Source organism: Pseudoxanthomonas sp. F11, assembly GCF_037046485.1.
GTDB lineage: Bacteria > Pseudomonadota > Gammaproteobacteria > Xanthomonadales > Xanthomonadaceae > Pseudoxanthomonas_A.
This window is the reverse complement of sequence record NZ_JBANLZ010000003.1, coordinates 95,475-110,848: the sequence shown is the minus strand read 5'-3', so window position 1 is coordinate 110,848 and position 15,374 is coordinate 95,475. Positions and strand designations below refer to the sequence as shown.

Below are 15,374 nucleotides of genomic sequence, written 5' to 3'. Positions count from 1 at the left end.
CCTGTCGCATTCGGCCCGTGCCCCCACGGCCTGCCCCGAGTGTAGGCCCCGCCGCCGCCGGGGGAAACCCGGCCCACCAGGGCCTATTCGCGCCCCCGGGCCCCGGGCGGATTCGCATAGACTGCGGCGCCCAGCCCCACCCTGTTGCCCATGAGCCCCCCTTCCCGCCTGACCGAGCTGCGCCTGCTGCTGGGCATCGAGCGCAACACCACGCGTCACGGCGAGAAGTGGATATCGGGCGTCGGCGCACTGCTCGGCATCCTGGCGGTGTACGCGCTGACACGGTTGACGCTTCCGAGCGACGCTGCGTCCGCCGTCGGCGGCGCGCTGATGGTCACCTCGATGGGCGCCTCCGCCGTGCTGCTGTTCGCCGTGCCCCAGGGCGCGCTGTCGCAACCGTGGGCCGTGCTGGGCGGGCACCTGCTGTCGGCCTTCATTGGCGTGAGTTGCCAGAAACTGTTCCCCGGCCACGCCTGGACCGCCGCCGTCGCCGTGGGCCTGGCGGTGCTGGGCATGTATTACCTGCGCTGCATCCACCCGCCCGGCGGCGCCACCGCACTGGCCGCAGTGATCGGTGGCCCGGACGTGCATGCGCTGGGCTACGGCTATCTGTTGATGCCCGTGCTGATCAACGTGGTGGCCATCCTGGCCATGGCCATCGCCTTCAACGCCCTGTTCCCGTGGCGCCGTTACCCGGCCCACCTGCATCGCCGCCGCCAGGCCTCACGCATCACCCAGCCCGCGCAGCGCCAGTTCGAACTGACCCAGGAAGACTTCTCCGCGGCGATGGCGCAGCTCAACTCCTACGTCGACATCACCACCGAGAACCTCACCGAACTGCTGGAACTCGCCAAGCAGCACGCTGAACGCAACATCACCCACCCCGACGCGATCATCCGCGGCCGCTTCTACAGCAACGGCAAACTCGGCCGCCTGTGGAGCGTGCGCCACGTGCTGGAAGGCGAAGGCCCCACATTGCAGTACCGCGTGGTCGCAGGCGAGCAGCCGGGCACGTCCGGTGTCGCCAGTCCCGACGAGTTGCGGCAATGGGCGCGCTTCGAAGTGGTGCTGCAGGACAATGGGCGGTGGGTGATCGCGGATTGAGCGATCCACGCACCGGCCAGCGTCACGGCGCGCGGTGCAGGCCGTGCCCGGTGTGCTCGCAGACCACCAGCGTATGCGGTTCGGATGCCGTGCCGGTGGCGCGCACGCGGTCGCCGGCCTTCAGCGCCTGTACGTTGTCTGGCGGCGGTGCCTTGCACAGATTCCAGCGCGCCGGCAGGTGTACGTCGACGCTGCCGGTCGGCGTGGCGAGCGTGACCACCGCGCTGCCGTCGTACGTCCAGGGCGTGGTGTCGATGGTGGCCACCTGACCTTCTACCGTGACTTGCTGGCCCGGCACCCAGGCGGGGGCGGCCGGCATGGTGGTGCAGGCGGCCAGCGCCAGGCACGCGCCCATCGTGGCGGTCAGGCGGACGGTCGAGGCGGTGGGGTATGGCTTCATGGAAGGGCTCCAGGGCGCGGCTCAGGGGTTCGCGGCAGGTTCGGTGGCTTGGGTAGCCGCGGCGGGGCAGCGTGGCACGCCCGAACCGACCACGCAGTTCACGCAGCATTCCTGCTTTTCCGGCGACGCCTCGGGCGCGTCCTGTACCGGCGGCAGATAGCCCGGAAGCTTCGCCAGTTCCGCCGGCGACTTCAGGCGCAGGATCGCGACCCAGTCCTGGCGGTTCATGTTGCAGGCCGCTTCGTTGTCGGGGGCGCACAGCGTGCCGTCGCCGATCCGCAGCGGCAGGCCGCCCCAGAACTCGCCGTTGCGGTTCAGCGGCAGCATCCGCATCGTCACCGCCTGCTGCACGTTGCCGCCGATCGCGTACGCGGTGCTGTCGTTGCCGGGGTTCACCGCCACCACGATGTCGCAATGCATGTCCAGGCCGGTGCCGCTACGCAGCAGCGGCAGCACCCCTTCATGGCCGAACAGGCGGCCGGCCTGGCGCACGTAGCAGATCAGGTCGCCGAGCATGGGTGTGGCGCGGGCCACGTCGATGAGGTCGAAGGCGTTCGTCGACGGGTCCTGGTAAGCCGCCCGCACGTAGCTGAAATGGCGGCTGGAACCGCGGAAACCCGGCACCCGGGCTTCGCGCATCACCCAGGAAATGAAGGCGGCCGACCACGGCGTGTCCACCACGAAGCCGCGGCAGGCTTCGGCCTGCGGGCCGGTCGCCGAGGCATACAGGCACTCGGTCGCACCGCGGCGATGGCCGATCGCGGACAGCAGGCCGCTGTCGCGCCAGTAACGCGCCACGCGTTGCCAGGCACGGTCTTCGCCGATGGACAACAGCGACGATTCGGCTTCCATCACCGGCGCGTTCGCCAGCCGGCCGTCGCGGTCGATGAAGGGGCGATACCACATCAGGTGCTCGCGGCAGGCGACGGCGGCGATGCGGGTGGCGACGTCGGACGGCGTCTGCTGCGCCAGCTGCGGGCAGGGGTCGGCCGCGTGCGCGGCCAGGGAGGTCAGCAGCAGGAAGGGCAGCAACAGCCATGCACGCATCAGATGATCCTTGAGGGTCCGTGATCCTTACCTACGCATCATGCCGCATCCGCAGGACACGGCATCCTCACGCGGCGTGAAGGTATGCAAAAGGCCTGCTCCGCAAGCGCGCTTGACCTCAACCGCGCTCGAGGTCGCAGGCTGGCGTCCCGCCCTCCGAGGAGTCCCCATGCCCCCGCTGCTCACCGATGCCGCGCTGTATCTGCACCGCCTGGGCCACGACCAGCCGCCCGCCCCCACCTTGGCTACCCTGCGCGCGCTGCAGGCGCGCCATACCGCCGTGTTCCCGTTCGAGACCCTGTCCAGCCTGCTGCGGTTGCCCGTGCCGCTGGACCTGCCGTCGATCGAGCGCAAGCTGCTGCACGACGGGCGCGGCGGCTATTGTTACGAACTCAACCGGCTGTTCCTGGCCCTGCTGCGCACGCTGGGCTACGACGCACGCGCCATCGCCGCCCGCGTGCTGATGGGTGAGGCCGAGGACGCCGTGCCCGCGCGGACCCATCTGCTTCTGCTGGTCAGGGTGGACGGCGAGCGCTACCTCGTCGATGTCGGCTTCGGCGGCATGGTGCCGACCGCGCCACTGCGCCTGGAGACCGAAGCGGTGCAGTCCACGCCGCACGAGCCGTACCGCATCACCCGCCACGGCGACGAATACACCCTGCACGCGCAGGTGGCCGGGCAATGGCGCCGAATGTACGCGTTCGACCTGCAGCCGCAGGCCGAGATCGACCAGGTGGTCGGCAACTGGTACGTCAGCACGCACCCGGACTCGCCGTTCATGGGCCAGCTGCGCGTGGCGCGTACCGGTCCGGGGTGGCGCAGGACCCTGGGCAGTGGCGGGGTCGCGCTGCACCGCATCGGCCTTGCCAGCGAGCGCTGGCCGCTGGCGGATGCGCACGCGGTGATCGCGGAACTGCAGCAGGGCTTCGGTATCCGCGTGCCGGCGCATCCCGGCCTGCACGCCGTCATCGAGGCGTGGCGGGGCAGCGGCGCGTCGGCCAGCGCGTGATCGGGACGTGTTGCGTCGGTGACCGGATCGGGATGCGCGGGTAAGCTTCAAGCCCTCCCTCCCGAAGCCGACCGCATGCGCCTTCCGATGACCGCCTGGCTGCTGGTGCTGCTCGCCTTCGGCGCGGGCGCCGCCGAACCCGACCGCCGCATCGCCATCACGATCGACGACCTGCCATGGCAGCGCATGGACAAGACCCCGCCGGCAGACCTGCCGCTGCGCCATGCGCAGCTGATGGCGCAGCTGAAGCAGGCCGGCGTGCCCGTGGTGGGCTTCGTCAATGAAGGCAAGCTGGAGATCGACGGGCAGGCGCAGCCGGCGCGGGTGGCGATGCTGCGCGACTGGCGGGATGCGGGTCACGAACTGGGCAACCACACCCATGGCCACCTCGACCTGCATGCGGTCGGGTTGCCGGCGTTCCAGCAGGACATCCTGGACGGTGAGCGCGTGTTGCGTCCGCTGCTGGCCGAACGCGGCCAGGTGCCGCGCTGGTTCCGCCACCCCTACCTGCGTGCCGGCCGCACGCCGGAAGAGCGGGCCGCGCTGTCGGCCTTCCTTGACCAGCACGGCTACCGCATCGCGCCGGTTACCGTCGACAACGGCGAATGGGTGTGGGCCTTCGCCTATGCGAACGTGCTGGATGGCCAGCCCGACACGCCCGCGCGCGCGGCCACGCTGGAGCGGCTGCGGCGCGGCTATGTTCCCTACATGCTCAACAAGGTCGATTACTACGAGCGGCAGTCGCAGGCCCTGCTGGGCTACGCGCTGCCGCAGGTGTGGCTGCTGCATGCGAACGAACTGAACGCCGTCGCCTATGCGGACCTGGTGGCCGGTGTGCAGCGCCGCGGCTACCGCGTGGTGACGCTGGACGAGGCGATGCGCGACCCCGCCTATGCGCGCGGCGAGGACGGCTACAACGGGCGCTACGGTCCCAGCTGGCTGCACCGCTGGGCGATGGCGGAGAACAAGCCGAAGGACTTCTACGCCGGTGAACCCGAGGTGCCGGGCTGGGTGCTGCAGCTCGCGGGCGTGGCATCGGAGTAGCTGGCCCGCGTCGTCGGCTTTCCGCGTTGGCCGTTATGGACCAGGGCGGACCGGAATGCACGCCAGGCAGGGCGAACCTCCATCCCGCCGGGGATCCGTGCATGCAGAAGAAGGTGGACCTGTCGACCTGCCAGGGGCATCTGGTCGAAGTGGTGATCGAGCGGACCGACGACCGGCAGCCGTGGTCGCTGGCGGTGCGCGTGCGCGCCGCGCAGGGCGGCGCCTGGGGCGAGGCGTGGCACGACGGCCGCGACTACTTCACCTGCTACGACGCGCTGGCCGCCGGCAAGGCGCAGGCGGCGCGCATGATCGCCGGCAAGGCCAGCCCCGGGTGATCACGCGCGCCCGGCCGTGGCCGGCGCAGCGCATTCCTCGTCGGTGGACCCCGTGTCGATCCGCTGCAACGCCGCCGCTGTCGCGATCGCCTGCAGGGGAGGGGTGGCTGCGCGGGGCGATGCGTCGGTCAGGGGCGGTGCCATCCGGGGACCCTCAGGTGGCGAAGTCCAGCACGATGCGGCCTTCGATGGTGCCGGCGTGCATGCGCGCGAACACATCGTTGATGTTCTCCAGCCGGTCGGTCGCCACCGTCGCGGCCACCTTGCCCATCGCCGCGAAGGCCAGCGACTCCTGCAGGTCCAGGCGCGTGCCGACGATGGAGCCGCGCACGGTGATGCCGTTGAGCACCATGCCGAAGATGTCCAGCGGGAATTGCCCCGGCGGCAGGCCGTTGAGCGACACCGTGCCGCCGCGGCGGACCATGCCGATGGCCTGCTCGAACGCCTTCGGCGATACCGCGGTGACCAGGGCGCCATGCGCGCCGCCGATTTCCTTCTTCAGGTACGCCACCGGGTCGGTGGTCCGGGCGTTGACGGTGACCGTGGCGCCCAGGCGGCGTGCGAGCGCCAGCTTCGTATCGTCCACATCCACCGCCGCCACGTTCAGGCCCATCGCCTTCGCATACTGCACGGCCATGTGGCCCAGTCCGCCGATGCCGGAAATCACCACCCAGTCGCCGGGCTGCGTGTCGGTGACCTTCAGGCCCTTGTAGACGGTCACGCCCGCGCACAGCACCGGCGCGATCTCGACGAAGCCCACGTTGTCCGGCAGGTGGCCCACGTAGCCGGCGTTGGCCAGCGCATACTCGGCGAAGCCGCCATTGACCGAATAGCCGGTGTTCTGCTGCGTCTCGCACAGCGTCTCCCAGCCGCCCAGGCAGTGCTCGCAATGGCCGCAGGCCGAGTACAGCCACGGGATGCCCACGCGGTCGCCTTCCTTCACGTGGCGGACGCCGGCGCCGACGGCCACCACATGGCCGACGCCCTCGTGGCCAGGAATAAAGGGGGGATTGGGCTTCACCGGCCAGTCGCCCTCGGCGGCATGCAGGTCGGTGTGGCATACGCCACAGGCTTGGATTTTGACCAGGATGTCGCCGGCCGCGGGACGCGGCACAGGGACTTCCTCGATCACCAGCGGCTTGCCGAACTCCCGCACGACGGCGGCCTTCATGGTGCTGTCCATCTGCTGCTCCGGTAGTGGCCCGACAGGCCACCCACGTTACGGGGAGGACGCACGGGGCGCGTTGATTCCGATCAAGCCTTGCCCACCTTGGCTGGCCGCTCGTCGGACCGTCCCACGGTCGCATCCGACGTAGGCATCGCCTGCCGTGCCGTGTACCGTGGTGCGGGTACACATCCGCGCCTGCCCCCGTTCCGGAGACCCGATGCCAGGGAAGAAAGCCGCCGCGCCCGCCGATGTCGGCGCGTTCCTTGCCGCGCTGGCGCATCCGCAGGACGCCACCCTCCAGCGACTGCGCATCGCGATCCGCGCCACCGATCCGCGCATCGGCGAGGCCATCAAGTGGAACGCACCGAGTTTCCACGTGGAGGGCCGCCATTTCGCCACGATGCAGTTGAGGAGGGCGGACCGCGTGCTGCTGGTGCTGCATCTGGGCGCGGGCAGGCGCGCGCTGCCGGCGGACGCGATCGCCGATCCGCAGGGACTGCTGACCTGGCTCGGCGCCGATCGCGCGACGCTGGACTTCGGCTGCCCCGGGGACGTGGAGGTTCGCGAAGCGGCCCTGCAGGCCCTGCTGCGGCAGTGGATGACGCATCTCTGATCGCCGACAGGGACCAACGACACGGTCGTCTCCGCCTGGCCTGGCCGACAATGGCGGCATCCCCCGGATGGAGATGAGGATGAAACACGCATTCGCCGCCTTCCTGCTCGCCTGGCTGCCGCTGGGCGTGCAGGCGCAGGAGAGCTGCCCGGACCGTTCGGCCTACGCGCCGGCACGCGAGGTCATCGCCGACCTAGGCCGCATCACCGCGCCCACCGGCGTGCAGGAGGCGTACGCGGTGGAGATCGGCGGTATCCGCCAGTGGGTGAACGTGCGCGGGCAGGATCGCGACAATCCGATGGTGCTGTTCGTGCACGGCGGTCCGGCCTCGCCGATCATCCCCACGCTGTGGCAGTTCCAGCGCCCGCTGGAGGAGTACTTCACGGTCGTCAACTACGACCAGCGCGGCGCTGGCCGGACGCTGCTGCTCAACGACCGCGACGCGGTCGCCGATACCCTGCACATCCAGCGCTATGTCGACGATGCCATCGCGCTGGCCGAATACCTGCGCACGCGCTACCACAAGCGCAAGCTGGTGCTGATGGCGCACAGCTGGGGCACCGTGGTGGCGATGCACGCGGCACTGCAGCGGCCGGACCTGTTCCACGCCTATGTAGGCATCGGCCAGGTGATCAACGTGCGGACCAACGAGCAGGTCAGCTTCGACTACGGCCTGCGTACCGCACGCGGGAAGGGCAACCTGGAAGCGGTGCGGGAGATGGAGGCCATCGCCCCGTATCCGGGCGACCAGCCGATCACCCGCGAGCGCATCGTCATCGCACGCAAGTGGCCGCAGCACTATGGCGGGCTGACCGCCTACCGCGACAGTTCGGACTATTTCTACCGCGGGCCGCGCCTGTCGCCCGACTACGACGATGCCGCCCGCTGTGCCATCCATGCCGGCAGCCTGTTCACGCTGGAACGCTTGCTGGACGAATTCCTGCAGGTCGATTTCGACGCGGTGGAGACGTTTCCCATCCCGGTGGTGATGTTCATGGGCCGGCACGACTACACCACGCCATCCGAGCCCACTGCGGCCTGGCTGGCGAAGGTGCGCGCGCCCTACAAGCAGGGCGTGTGGTTCGAGCATTCCGCGCACATGATCCCGTGGGAGGAGCCGGGCAAGGTGCTGGTCAGCCTGCTGGAGCACGTGCGGCCGCGGGCAGTGGAGACGCCCGCGCGCTGAACCGCGTTGCGCGCGATCAGCGCACCACGGCCAGCCGGCGCGGGGGAGGCTGTTCGCGCTGGAACAGCACCCGCTCCGGGCGATGCAGCGCGAAACCCTGGCCGTAGTCCACGCCCAGCGAACGCAACGCATCGCAGCTCTTCGGACTGGCGACCCACTCGGCCACCACCTTCAGGCCGCGCTGGTGACCGATCTGGGCGATGGCGCTGACGATGGTGCGGCTCATCGGGTCGGTTTCCAGGTCGCGGATGAAGCTGCCGTCGATCTTGATCAGGTCCACCGGCAGGTTCTTCAGGTAGCCGAAGGACGACATGCCGGCGCCGAAGTCGTCCAGCGCGATCCGGCAGCCTGCGCGGCGCAGGCGCTCGATCACGGCGACCACCTTCAGCAGGTTGCGCACGGCCACCGTCTCGGTGATCTCGAAGCACAGCCGGTGCGCCGGCACCGCGTACTCGGCGATGCGGGCCAGGATGAAGTCCGCCAGGCCCTCGTCCTCGATGCTCGCGCCCGACAGGTTGATCGCGCAGGTGCCCAGGCGCAGTCCGGTACCGTGCAGCTGGCCGAAATGCGCCAGTGCATTGCGGATCACCCAGCGGTCGATGGCAGGCATCAGCCCGTAGCGCTCGGCTGCGGGCAGGAAGGCGCCGGGCAGTACCACGCCGCCGTCCTCGTCGCGCAGGCGCAGCAGCAGTTCGATGCTGGTGGCGGTGTCGCTGCCATCCAGCGGCACGATCTCCTGGTAGTCCAGCAGCAGGCGGTCCTGTTCGACGGCCCAGCGCAGCCGGCCCGCCCATTCCATCTCGCCCTGGCGCCGCGTGGTCTCGTTGTCCTGGCGGTACACGTGCACGCGGTTGCGGCCGTTCTCCTTGGCCAGGTAGCAGGCGGTGTCCGCCCAGGCCAGCAGGTCCTTCAGCGTGGGCTCCTGCTGGTCCACCACCACCACGCCGATGCTGGCGCTGACGGTGTAGGTGCGGTCCTGCCATACGAACATCAGCGCCTCGATGCACTCGCGCAGTCGTTCGGCCAGGGCGCGCGCGCCCTCGGCATCCACGTGGAAGGCCATCAGGCCGAATTCGTCGCCGCCCAGGCGCGCCAGCACGTCGCCACCGCGCAGCTGCTGGCGCATGGCCAGCGCCAGTTGCGCCAGCAGCTGGTCGCCGGCCATGTGGCCGGACACGTCGTTGATCAGCTTGAACTGGTCCAGGTCGATGTACAGCAGTGCGCAGGGATCGCACGCCGCGCGCCCCTTGCGCTCGCTGAGGGCTTCCTCGACGCGACGCTCGAACTCGCGGCGGTTGCACAGTTCGGTCAGCGCGTCATGGGTCGCCTGGTAGCTGAGGCGTTCGGTCAGTTCGCGCTGCTCGGAGATGTCCGTGGCCACCATCAGCAGGTGTGCCCGTTCCTCCACGTCCACATGCGCGATCGAGGCGCTGGCCCAGAAGGCGTCGCCGCCGGGGCTGAGCAGCACCGCCTCCAGGTTGCCCCAGTCGTTGCCGATGGTGTCGGCGTCGCGTGCGCGCTGCTGCAGCTGAGGATCGGAGAACAGGGCCGACAGCGGCAGTCCGGTCGGGTCGCCCAGGCGCAGTCGCGCCGCCTGGTTGGCGTAGACGATGCGGCCATCGCGCGCATCGGCCAGCAGGACCAGGGCAGGCAGCAGCTCATTGAGGGCGCGGAAGCGCAGTTCGCTCTCGCGGTAGCGCTGGCTCATCTGTTCGCCCAGCGCTTCGGCCCGTCGCCGGGTACTGGCCAGCGACCACGCCAGTGCGGCCAGCAGCAGGCTGATGGTGCCGCCGCCCGCCAGCAGCGCCTGCAGACGGCCGAGCTCCAGCGGTTGCGGGCGCGGCAGCATCTCGATGCGCCACTGCCGCCCGCCGATGTCCAGGCGGCGTTGCTGCACGGGCATGCCGGCGGCCATGGGCGTGCCGGAATCGTAGAACGGGTGCGCGCTGGCGGTGGCGTCGTAGATGCGCACGCGGAAGCCGTCCAGCACCGGGCCCGACAGGGCCGATTCCGCCAGCGGCTGCAGGCGGATGCCGATGGCCAGCGCGCCGATCTCCCGGGCGCGCCGCTGGTTGGGCGTGGTCGGCGTGGGGCCGTCGGAATACACCGGCAGGCGCAGGGTGACGCCCAGCGGGTTCTGCCCGCTGGGTACCGACTGCTGCAGCGCGAACGGCGCGGAAATGACCACGGTGTCGGTATCGCGCGCGCGCAGCAGGGCGGCCAGGTTGGCCTTCTGCGTCACCATGTCGAAGCCGATCAGCGACGTGTTGGCTTTGTAGGGGGCGACGAATTCGTAGCGGTAGGACACGTGATCGGCCAGGGGCTCGCCCGCGGGCGAGCGGCGCGCAAACGCCACCGAGGTGTAGGCGGTCGGGGGCAGCGGGCTGCGCAGGCTGGCGTGGTACTGGCTGAAGCGCGCCTGGTCCATCTGGTCGTTGGCCAGGAACACGGTCTGCATGGCGCGCAGCATCAGGGCCGCCTGCTCCAGCGGCACCCGCAGGCGCGCGGCGCCTGCGTCGGCCAGTTCGCGCCTGGCTTCCTCGGCGCGTTCCTGCAGGTCGCGCCACTCGCGATGGGCCACCACCGCGGTGCTCGACAGGCCCAGCAGCACCACCACCGTCGCCCACGCCAGCGGCGGCATCCGCGCGCGCGGAGAGGACAGGCGCTGGGGGGATACGTCGTCGGCGATCGTGGAGGGGGCGTCCACCTGCGGGGAATACTCCTGCGTGAGAGGCGATCCGCCCCGATGGGGTGGACCAACGGAGGCATGCAGGCTTCGTGCCAAGCCCGTCGGATCGAGGCGTCGCCGTGCGTCTGGCGTTCCGCCGGCGCCGGGAGGGCCTCATGCGTCAGTATCGGCCCCAGGGGGTCGTTCTTGACGAGGGTTACCGTGCCGTCGATTAAGCGGTAAACGCAATTACGCCAGTGGCTGGATCGGTGAAGCGAAGCGCACGCGCGGTCGCGGCATGACCCGTTTCGCTCGCGCGTGTGCGGGTTCGAGCGCCTCCAGCGCGCGATGCAGCAGGACCAGGTCCTGCAGGGTGCCCAACTGGTCGACCAGTTGGCTGATGAACCGCGGTGGCAGTCGCGCGGCCTTGCCACGCGGCGTCACCTGCAGCTTGCGCAAGGCCGACAGCTGCATGCGCAGGCGACGCGACTTGCGTCGCCAGTCGTGCAGGTCGTCCACCTGGCCGCTGGCCATCGCTTTCGCCTGCGCGCGTGCCTGGCGCCGCTCCGAGCGCGCCAGCGCGTGGCGCAGGTCGCCGGCTTTCAGCCGCTGCCACGGCAGTTGTCGCAGCTGCTCGGCCTGGCGGTGGGCTTGGGCCTGGCGGCGCATGTAACCGGGGTCCTCGCACAAGGCTGCGGCCAGCACCTGCTCATGGCGCCGGGCCAGTGCCGGCAGCAGGGCCTGCCAGTTCTCCCGTTCACCGGGGTCGGTGGCTTCGCGTGCCAGCAGGCGCGCCAGGTCCTGCACCACCTGCCCGTCGCGCAGGGCGGACAGGTCGCGGGTCATGGCCCGCAGTTCGTCGTCGATGGCGTCCACCGCCTCCTTGCCCAGTGCGTCGCGCACCAGCGCGAGCAGCGAGCGCAGCCGGCGCAGACTCTTGCGCGCTTCGTGCACGCCGGTCGGATCGTGCGGTGCGACGGCCAGCGCGGTGACCAGCGCGCACGCTTCCTCGGCGGCGAGCAGGGCGGCACGCTCGCCCGTGCGCAGGGAGGCAACACGGTGGCTCATCGGCAGGACCCACGGGGGCAGGGGTCCAGTCTACGACTGTGGGACGCCTCCGGCGCCGGACGACGCCCGATGAACGACGGCCGTTCGTCGGCGGCCATGGGCTTGGCGGTGGACATCGGAAAAAGGTATAAATCGTTTATACGATTTCAGGAGTCCGCATGGCCAGGTCCCGCAAAGTGCGTGAAGCGGCCGGAACGGGCACGCCCGCCCGCGCCGATGACCGACTGGCCAAACTCGTGCGCGACAGCTTCACCATGCCGGCCGATGACTTCGCGCTGGTCGGTGTACTGAAGGGCCGCGCCCTGCAGGTGCAGCGGCCGGCCAAGAAGAGCGAGTTGCTGCGCGCGGGCCTGCACGCGCTGGCCGGGTTGTCGCCGCAGGCGCTCGCCCGGGCGCTGGATGCCCTGGCGCCGGTGAAGGCCGGACGCCCGAAGAAAAAATAGGCGCCGCGATCCGCGCGCGTGTCGTCCCGTGCGTCGCCCAGGCGCGCGGTCTTCCTTTCGTGATGTGTTGCCGATGAACGTTGCCGCCTTCCTCCATCGCCACCGCGTGGTGGCCCTGCTGTCGTTTTTGCTGCTGGCGCCGATGTTGGCGGCGTCTTCGCACGCGCCCGCCGGTGGCGACGCGGATGCGGGCCTTCACGCCGGTTACCGCGTGCAGGACCTGGACTGGTTCGACCCGGCGCGTGATCGCGCGGTGCCGGTCAAGCTGTTCTGGCCGGACGCGGCGCGGACGCGCACCGTGCCGCTGGTGGTGTTCTCGCACGGTATCGGCAGCGCGCGCGACGGCTACACCTACCTGGGGCGCTACTGGGCGCGCCACGGTATCGCCAGCGTCCACGTCCAGCATGTCGGCAGCGACCGTGCGCTATGGGAAGGCAATCCGTTCACCCTGGTGTCCCGCTTCCAGCGCGCGGCAGGCGATGCCGAAGCCATCCAGCGCGTGCGCGACCAGCGCTTCGCCCTGGACCGCGTACTGGCGGGCGAGTGGGGCGCGCGCATCGACCGCGCGCGCGTCGTCGCGGCGGGGCATTCCTACGGCGCCAACACCACCCTGATGTCGGCCGGCGCGCGTGTCGTGCGCCACGGTCGTGCGATCCAGTTGCGCGACCCGCGCATCCGCGCCGCGATCGTGATTTCCGCGCCGCCGTTCTATGGCGACCAGGACTTCCGCCCCATCCTGTCCGGCATCCGCATTCCCACCCTGCACGTGACCACCGCCGACGACATCATCCGCATCCCCGGCTTCGGCTCGGGCGTGGACGACCGCCTGAAGGTGTTCGACGCCATCGGCGGTACGCGGAAGGTACTGGCGGTCTACCGGTACGGCACCCACAACGTGTTCACCGACCACCGCTATTTCGATTCGCGCGAGGTCAGCGAGGACGTGAAGCGGGCCACCGAATCGTTGTCGCTGGCGTTCCTCGACAGCACGTTCGAGGGTTCGCCTGCCGGACTCGCGCAGTGGCGCTCGGGCCACCGCGCGCTGCTGGCGCGCTACGACGCGCGCTGACTCAGGCGGCCGACCACACGGCCAGTTCGTAGCCGTCGGGATCGGCGAACTGGAAACGCCGTCCGCCGGGGAAGGCGAAGATCGGCTTGGTGATGCGGCCTCCGGCTTGCTCCACCCGCACCAGGCTGTCTTCCAGCGCTGTCGAATACAGCACCACCAAGGCGCCGCCCGGCTGCGCCGCGCCGTGAGCGAACCCCCCCGTCAGACGCCCGTCGCGGAATTCGCAGTAGTCGGGGCCATAGTCCTGGAACGTCCAGCCGAATGCGTCGCCATAGAAGGCTTTCGAGGTGGAGATGGAGGCGACGTTGAATTCGAGGTAGTCGATGCGGTGGTGCTGGTCGGCGGTGCTCATGGCGGATTCCCGATGAGAGAGGCCACCAGTCTGGCGAAGTCCGAGCGGCGTGTCTTGGCGAAATCGGACAGTCAGCGCGCGACCTGCGCCACCAGTTGCGTCGGCGTCAGGCCGGTAAGGCGTCGCGTGTCGCCAGCGAGTTGGGCGGCGTCGTAATAGCCCGCGTCCAGGGCCGCTTCCATCCGCGTCGTGTCGTCGTGTCGCCGGTGCAGGAAGCGTTGCAGCCGCAGGATGCGTGCCAGCAGTTTCGGTCCGTAGCCGAACGCTTCGTCGCACCGGCGCAGCAGGGTGCGTTCGGTGATGCCGAGATCGCGCGCGAGCTGCGCGACCGAGGCGGGCTGCACGCATGAAAGTCGCGCATGCACCGCCTGCATCGCGGCGTCACGTGCCGGCGCGTCGAGCAGGATCCGCTCGGCGAGCCAGCCCATCGCATCGGTGTCGCGCTCCGCCATCCGGTCGGCCAGCGTCGCCAGGCGAGGATTGCCGAGATCGCCCACATCCACGCGCTGGTCGGCCAGCGTATGCAAGGGGACGCCCAGCCATCGTGCGGCGATGGCCGGTGCGAACCGCAGGCCCTGCACGCGACCCCCGGGTGCGATGCGGGCGTACTGGGCGTGCGTATCCGGCCCTGCGATGCTGAGTCGCGCGCCATCCCACAGCAGGTCGATGCAGGCATCCGGCAGCACCAGCGCGGGCGTGGCCTGCGCGCCCTGCACGTAGTCCCAGCGGCAGAGCAGGGACTGGTCGCGGGCGAAATCGTGTTGTCGGTAACGGCCGCTCATGGAGGCTGGGCGTCAGCGTTCGGAATGTCCGCTCTCATCGTAGTCGCGGCGCTCGAACAGGTGCGGCTGGATCAGTTCGATGAAGGCGCGCGCCTGCGGCGACAGGAACTTGCCCTTGCGCACCACCACCCCGTAGCTGCGCGAGGGGAACCACTGGCTCAGCGAGCGCGCCGTCAGTCGGTCGCGGTCGCTCTCGGTCAGGCAGATGGAGGCGATGACGGAGATGCCCATGCCCATGCTGACGTACTGCTTGATGACTTCCCAGCCGCCCACCTCCAACGCGACGGTATAGGGCACGCGTGCCTGCTGGAACACCAGGTCCACCAGCCGGTAGGTGACCAGCCGCTTGGGCGGCAGGATCAGGCCGTAGGGCGAGAGATCCTCCAGGCGCAGGTCGCGCTTGGTTGCCAGCGGATGGTCCGGCGGCGTGATCAGCATCGGTTCGAAACGGTAGACCGGCGCGTAGCTGAGGTCGGCCGGCACGTCCAGCACCGAGCCCACGGCCAGGTCCACGGCGTCCGAGCGCAGCAGATCCGTGCCATCGGCGCTGGCGGCGTTGTGCAGGGTCAGCTTCACCTCGGGGTGCTGCTGGCGGAAATGCTCCACGATCTTCGGCAGCAGGTACAGGATGGTGGAACTGTTGGCGGCCACGTTCAGTTCGCCGGCCTCCAGTCCGCTGACCTTCTCGCGGAAGGTCGCGTCCAGCCCGTCCAGGCCCGCCACCAGCGGCTGGGCCAGTTCGTACAGCACTTCGCCTTCCCGGCTGGGTGCCAGCCGGCGACCGCTGCGCTCGAACAGGCTGACCCCCAGCTCCCGTTCCAGCGCCTGCAGTTGCAGGGTGATGGCGGGCTGGCTGACGAAAAGCGCCTCCGCGGCGCGCGACACCGACCCCAGGCGCACCGTCTGGCAGAACGCCCGCAGGGGCTTCAGTCGATCGGATTTGTAGGGAAATCGAGGGGTTGGCGCTTCTTTAGAGCTCATGTTCTAGCGAGATATAAGCACAGCTTATTTAATGCATTGACAAAACTGTTTTGTCAAATAATTGAGGCGGGGAGCACTGTGCCAGTCCAGCAAGACGCCAGGAGT

The 15,374-nt window shown here is 69.8% G+C and carries 17 protein-coding genes; 8 read left to right on the top strand and 9 right to left on the bottom strand.

Annotation, left to right across the window (positions count from 1 at the left end; translation table 11 throughout):
* Window positions 1-150 precede the first annotated feature (150 nt).
* Window positions 151-1,104, top strand: a complete 954-nt coding sequence (locus V8246_RS11045; protein ID WP_336189185.1) for an HPP family protein — start codon at window positions 151-153, stop codon at window positions 1,102-1,104.
* A gap of 22 nt (window positions 1,105-1,126) precedes the next feature.
* On the opposite strand, the gene V8246_RS11040 is transcribed toward V8246_RS11045, so the two are convergent.
* Together V8246_RS11040 and V8246_RS11035 are read right to left on the bottom strand one after the other, a co-directional pair.
* Entirely contained in the window at window positions 1,127-1,504 is a 378-nt protein-coding gene (locus tag V8246_RS11040; RefSeq protein WP_336189184.1) for a hypothetical protein, read from the bottom strand.
* Window positions 1,505-1,525: 21 nt separating this feature from the next.
* Complete coding sequence (locus V8246_RS11035) at window positions 1,526-2,551, bottom strand: DUF2272 domain-containing protein (RefSeq protein WP_336189183.1); 1,026 nt, start codon at window positions 2,549-2,551, stop codon at window positions 1,526-1,528.
* 169 nt (window positions 2,552-2,720) lie between these two features.
* Between V8246_RS11035 and V8246_RS11030 the strand changes: the two genes are divergently transcribed.
* From V8246_RS11030 to V8246_RS11020, 3 genes are all read left to right on the top strand, one after another.
* Window positions 2,721-3,560: an arylamine N-acetyltransferase gene (locus V8246_RS11030; protein WP_336189182.1), complete on the top strand. Its 840-nt coding sequence runs from the start codon at window positions 2,721-2,723 to the stop codon at window positions 3,558-3,560.
* Between the two features lie 75 nt (window positions 3,561-3,635).
* Window positions 3,636-4,604, top strand: a complete 969-nt coding sequence (locus tag V8246_RS11025) for a polysaccharide deacetylase family protein (RefSeq protein WP_336189181.1) — start codon at window positions 3,636-3,638, stop codon at window positions 4,602-4,604.
* Between the two features lie 101 nt (window positions 4,605-4,705).
* Window positions 4,706-4,939 (top strand): hypothetical protein, encoded by a 234-nt coding sequence (locus tag V8246_RS11020; RefSeq protein ID WP_336189180.1) that lies wholly within the window; start codon window positions 4,706-4,708, stop codon window positions 4,937-4,939.
* Here V8246_RS11020 and V8246_RS11015 read toward each other — a convergent pair whose 3' ends face one another.
* Together V8246_RS11015 and adhP are read right to left on the bottom strand one after the other, a co-directional pair.
* Window positions 4,940-5,083: a hypothetical protein gene (locus tag V8246_RS11015; RefSeq protein WP_336189179.1), complete on the bottom strand. Its 144-nt coding sequence runs from the start codon at window positions 5,081-5,083 to the stop codon at window positions 4,940-4,942. It abuts the gene before it with no gap.
* A gap of 10 nt (window positions 5,084-5,093) precedes the next feature.
* A complete protein-coding gene (adhP, locus tag V8246_RS11010) occupies window positions 5,094-6,122 on the bottom strand; it encodes an alcohol dehydrogenase AdhP (protein WP_336189178.1) in 1,029 nt (342 codons plus the stop codon).
* 202 nt (window positions 6,123-6,324) lie between these two features.
* Here adhP and V8246_RS11005 point away from each other — a divergent pair, with 202 nt between their 5' ends.
* Together V8246_RS11005 and V8246_RS11000 are read left to right on the top strand one after the other, a co-directional pair.
* On the top strand, window positions 6,325-6,720 hold the full coding sequence (locus V8246_RS11005; RefSeq protein ID WP_336189177.1) for a DUF1801 domain-containing protein: 396 nt from the start codon (window positions 6,325-6,327) through the stop codon (window positions 6,718-6,720).
* Between the two features lie 79 nt (window positions 6,721-6,799).
* Window positions 6,800-7,906, top strand: coding sequence for an alpha/beta hydrolase (locus tag V8246_RS11000; protein WP_336189176.1), 1,107 nt, complete (start codon window positions 6,800-6,802; stop codon window positions 7,904-7,906).
* Window positions 7,907-7,922: 16 nt separating this feature from the next.
* On the opposite strand, the gene V8246_RS10995 is transcribed toward V8246_RS11000, so the two are convergent.
* Together V8246_RS10995 and V8246_RS10990 are read right to left on the bottom strand one after the other, a co-directional pair.
* On the bottom strand, window positions 7,923-10,613 hold the full coding sequence (locus V8246_RS10995) for an EAL domain-containing protein (RefSeq protein ID WP_336189175.1): 2,691 nt from the start codon (window positions 10,611-10,613) through the stop codon (window positions 7,923-7,925).
* A 210-nt stretch (window positions 10,614-10,823) separates the two neighbouring features.
* A complete protein-coding gene (locus tag V8246_RS10990; protein ID WP_336189174.1) occupies window positions 10,824-11,642 on the bottom strand; it encodes a CHAD domain-containing protein in 819 nt (272 codons plus the stop codon).
* Window positions 11,643-11,800: 158 nt separating this feature from the next.
* Between V8246_RS10990 and V8246_RS10985 the strand changes: the two genes are divergently transcribed.
* Together V8246_RS10985 and V8246_RS10980 are read left to right on the top strand one after the other, a co-directional pair.
* The gene (locus V8246_RS10985; RefSeq protein WP_336189173.1) at window positions 11,801-12,085 is read left to right on the top strand and encodes a hypothetical protein; all 285 of its coding nucleotides are present in this window, start codon (window positions 11,801-11,803) and stop codon (window positions 12,083-12,085) included.
* Window positions 12,086-12,158: 73 nt separating this feature from the next.
* Window positions 12,159-13,154: a hypothetical protein gene (locus tag V8246_RS10980; RefSeq protein ID WP_336189172.1), complete on the top strand. Its 996-nt coding sequence runs from the start codon at window positions 12,159-12,161 to the stop codon at window positions 13,152-13,154.
* Window position 13,155: 1 nt separating this feature from the next.
* Here V8246_RS10980 and V8246_RS10975 read toward each other — a convergent pair whose 3' ends face one another.
* The 3 genes from V8246_RS10975 to V8246_RS10965 form a co-directional block, all read right to left on the bottom strand.
* Window positions 13,156-13,506 (bottom strand): VOC family protein, encoded by a 351-nt coding sequence (locus V8246_RS10975; RefSeq protein WP_336189171.1) that lies wholly within the window; start codon window positions 13,504-13,506, stop codon window positions 13,156-13,158.
* Window positions 13,507-13,577: 71 nt separating this feature from the next.
* Entirely contained in the window at window positions 13,578-14,288 is a 711-nt protein-coding gene (locus tag V8246_RS10970; protein ID WP_336189170.1) for a helix-turn-helix domain-containing protein, read from the bottom strand.
* 12 nt (window positions 14,289-14,300) lie between these two features.
* A complete protein-coding gene (locus tag V8246_RS10965; RefSeq protein ID WP_185894894.1) occupies window positions 14,301-15,269 on the bottom strand; it encodes a LysR family transcriptional regulator in 969 nt (322 codons plus the stop codon).
* Window positions 15,270-15,374: the final 105 nt, after the last annotated feature.

Coding starts and splice junctions, on each gene's coding strand:
- V8246_RS11045 (WP_336189185.1), top strand. CDS start 151: ATGAGCCCCCCTTCCCGCCTGACCGAGCTGCGCCTGCTGCTGGGCATC.
- V8246_RS11040 (WP_336189184.1), bottom strand. CDS start 1,504: ATGAAGCCATACCCCACCGCCTCGACCGTCCGCCTGACCGCCACGATG.
- V8246_RS11035 (WP_336189183.1), bottom strand. CDS start 2,551: ATGCGTGCATGGCTGTTGCTGCCCTTCCTGCTGCTGACCTCCCTGGCC.
- V8246_RS11030 (WP_336189182.1), top strand. CDS start 2,721: ATGCCCCCGCTGCTCACCGATGCCGCGCTGTATCTGCACCGCCTGGGC.
- V8246_RS11025 (WP_336189181.1), top strand. CDS start 3,636: ATGCGCCTTCCGATGACCGCCTGGCTGCTGGTGCTGCTCGCCTTCGGC.
- V8246_RS11020 (WP_336189180.1), top strand. CDS start 4,706: ATGCAGAAGAAGGTGGACCTGTCGACCTGCCAGGGGCATCTGGTCGAA.
- V8246_RS11015 (WP_336189179.1), bottom strand. CDS start 5,083: ATGGCACCGCCCCTGACCGACGCATCGCCCCGCGCAGCCACCCCTCCC.
- adhP (WP_336189178.1), bottom strand. CDS start 6,122: ATGGACAGCACCATGAAGGCCGCCGTCGTGCGGGAGTTCGGCAAGCCG.
- V8246_RS11005 (WP_336189177.1), top strand. CDS start 6,325: ATGCCAGGGAAGAAAGCCGCCGCGCCCGCCGATGTCGGCGCGTTCCTT.
- V8246_RS11000 (WP_336189176.1), top strand. CDS start 6,800: ATGAAACACGCATTCGCCGCCTTCCTGCTCGCCTGGCTGCCGCTGGGC.
- V8246_RS10990 (WP_336189174.1), bottom strand. CDS start 11,642: ATGAGCCACCGTGTTGCCTCCCTGCGCACGGGCGAGCGTGCCGCCCTG.
- V8246_RS10985 (WP_336189173.1), top strand. CDS start 11,801: ATGGCCAGGTCCCGCAAAGTGCGTGAAGCGGCCGGAACGGGCACGCCC.
- V8246_RS10980 (WP_336189172.1), top strand. CDS start 12,159: ATGAACGTTGCCGCCTTCCTCCATCGCCACCGCGTGGTGGCCCTGCTG.
- V8246_RS10975 (WP_336189171.1), bottom strand. CDS start 13,506: ATGAGCACCGCCGACCAGCACCACCGCATCGACTACCTCGAATTCAAC.
- V8246_RS10970 (WP_336189170.1), bottom strand. CDS start 14,288: ATGAGCGGCCGTTACCGACAACACGATTTCGCCCGCGACCAGTCCCTG.
- V8246_RS10965 (WP_185894894.1), bottom strand. CDS start 15,269: ATGAGCTCTAAAGAAGCGCCAACCCCTCGATTTCCCTACAAATCCGAT.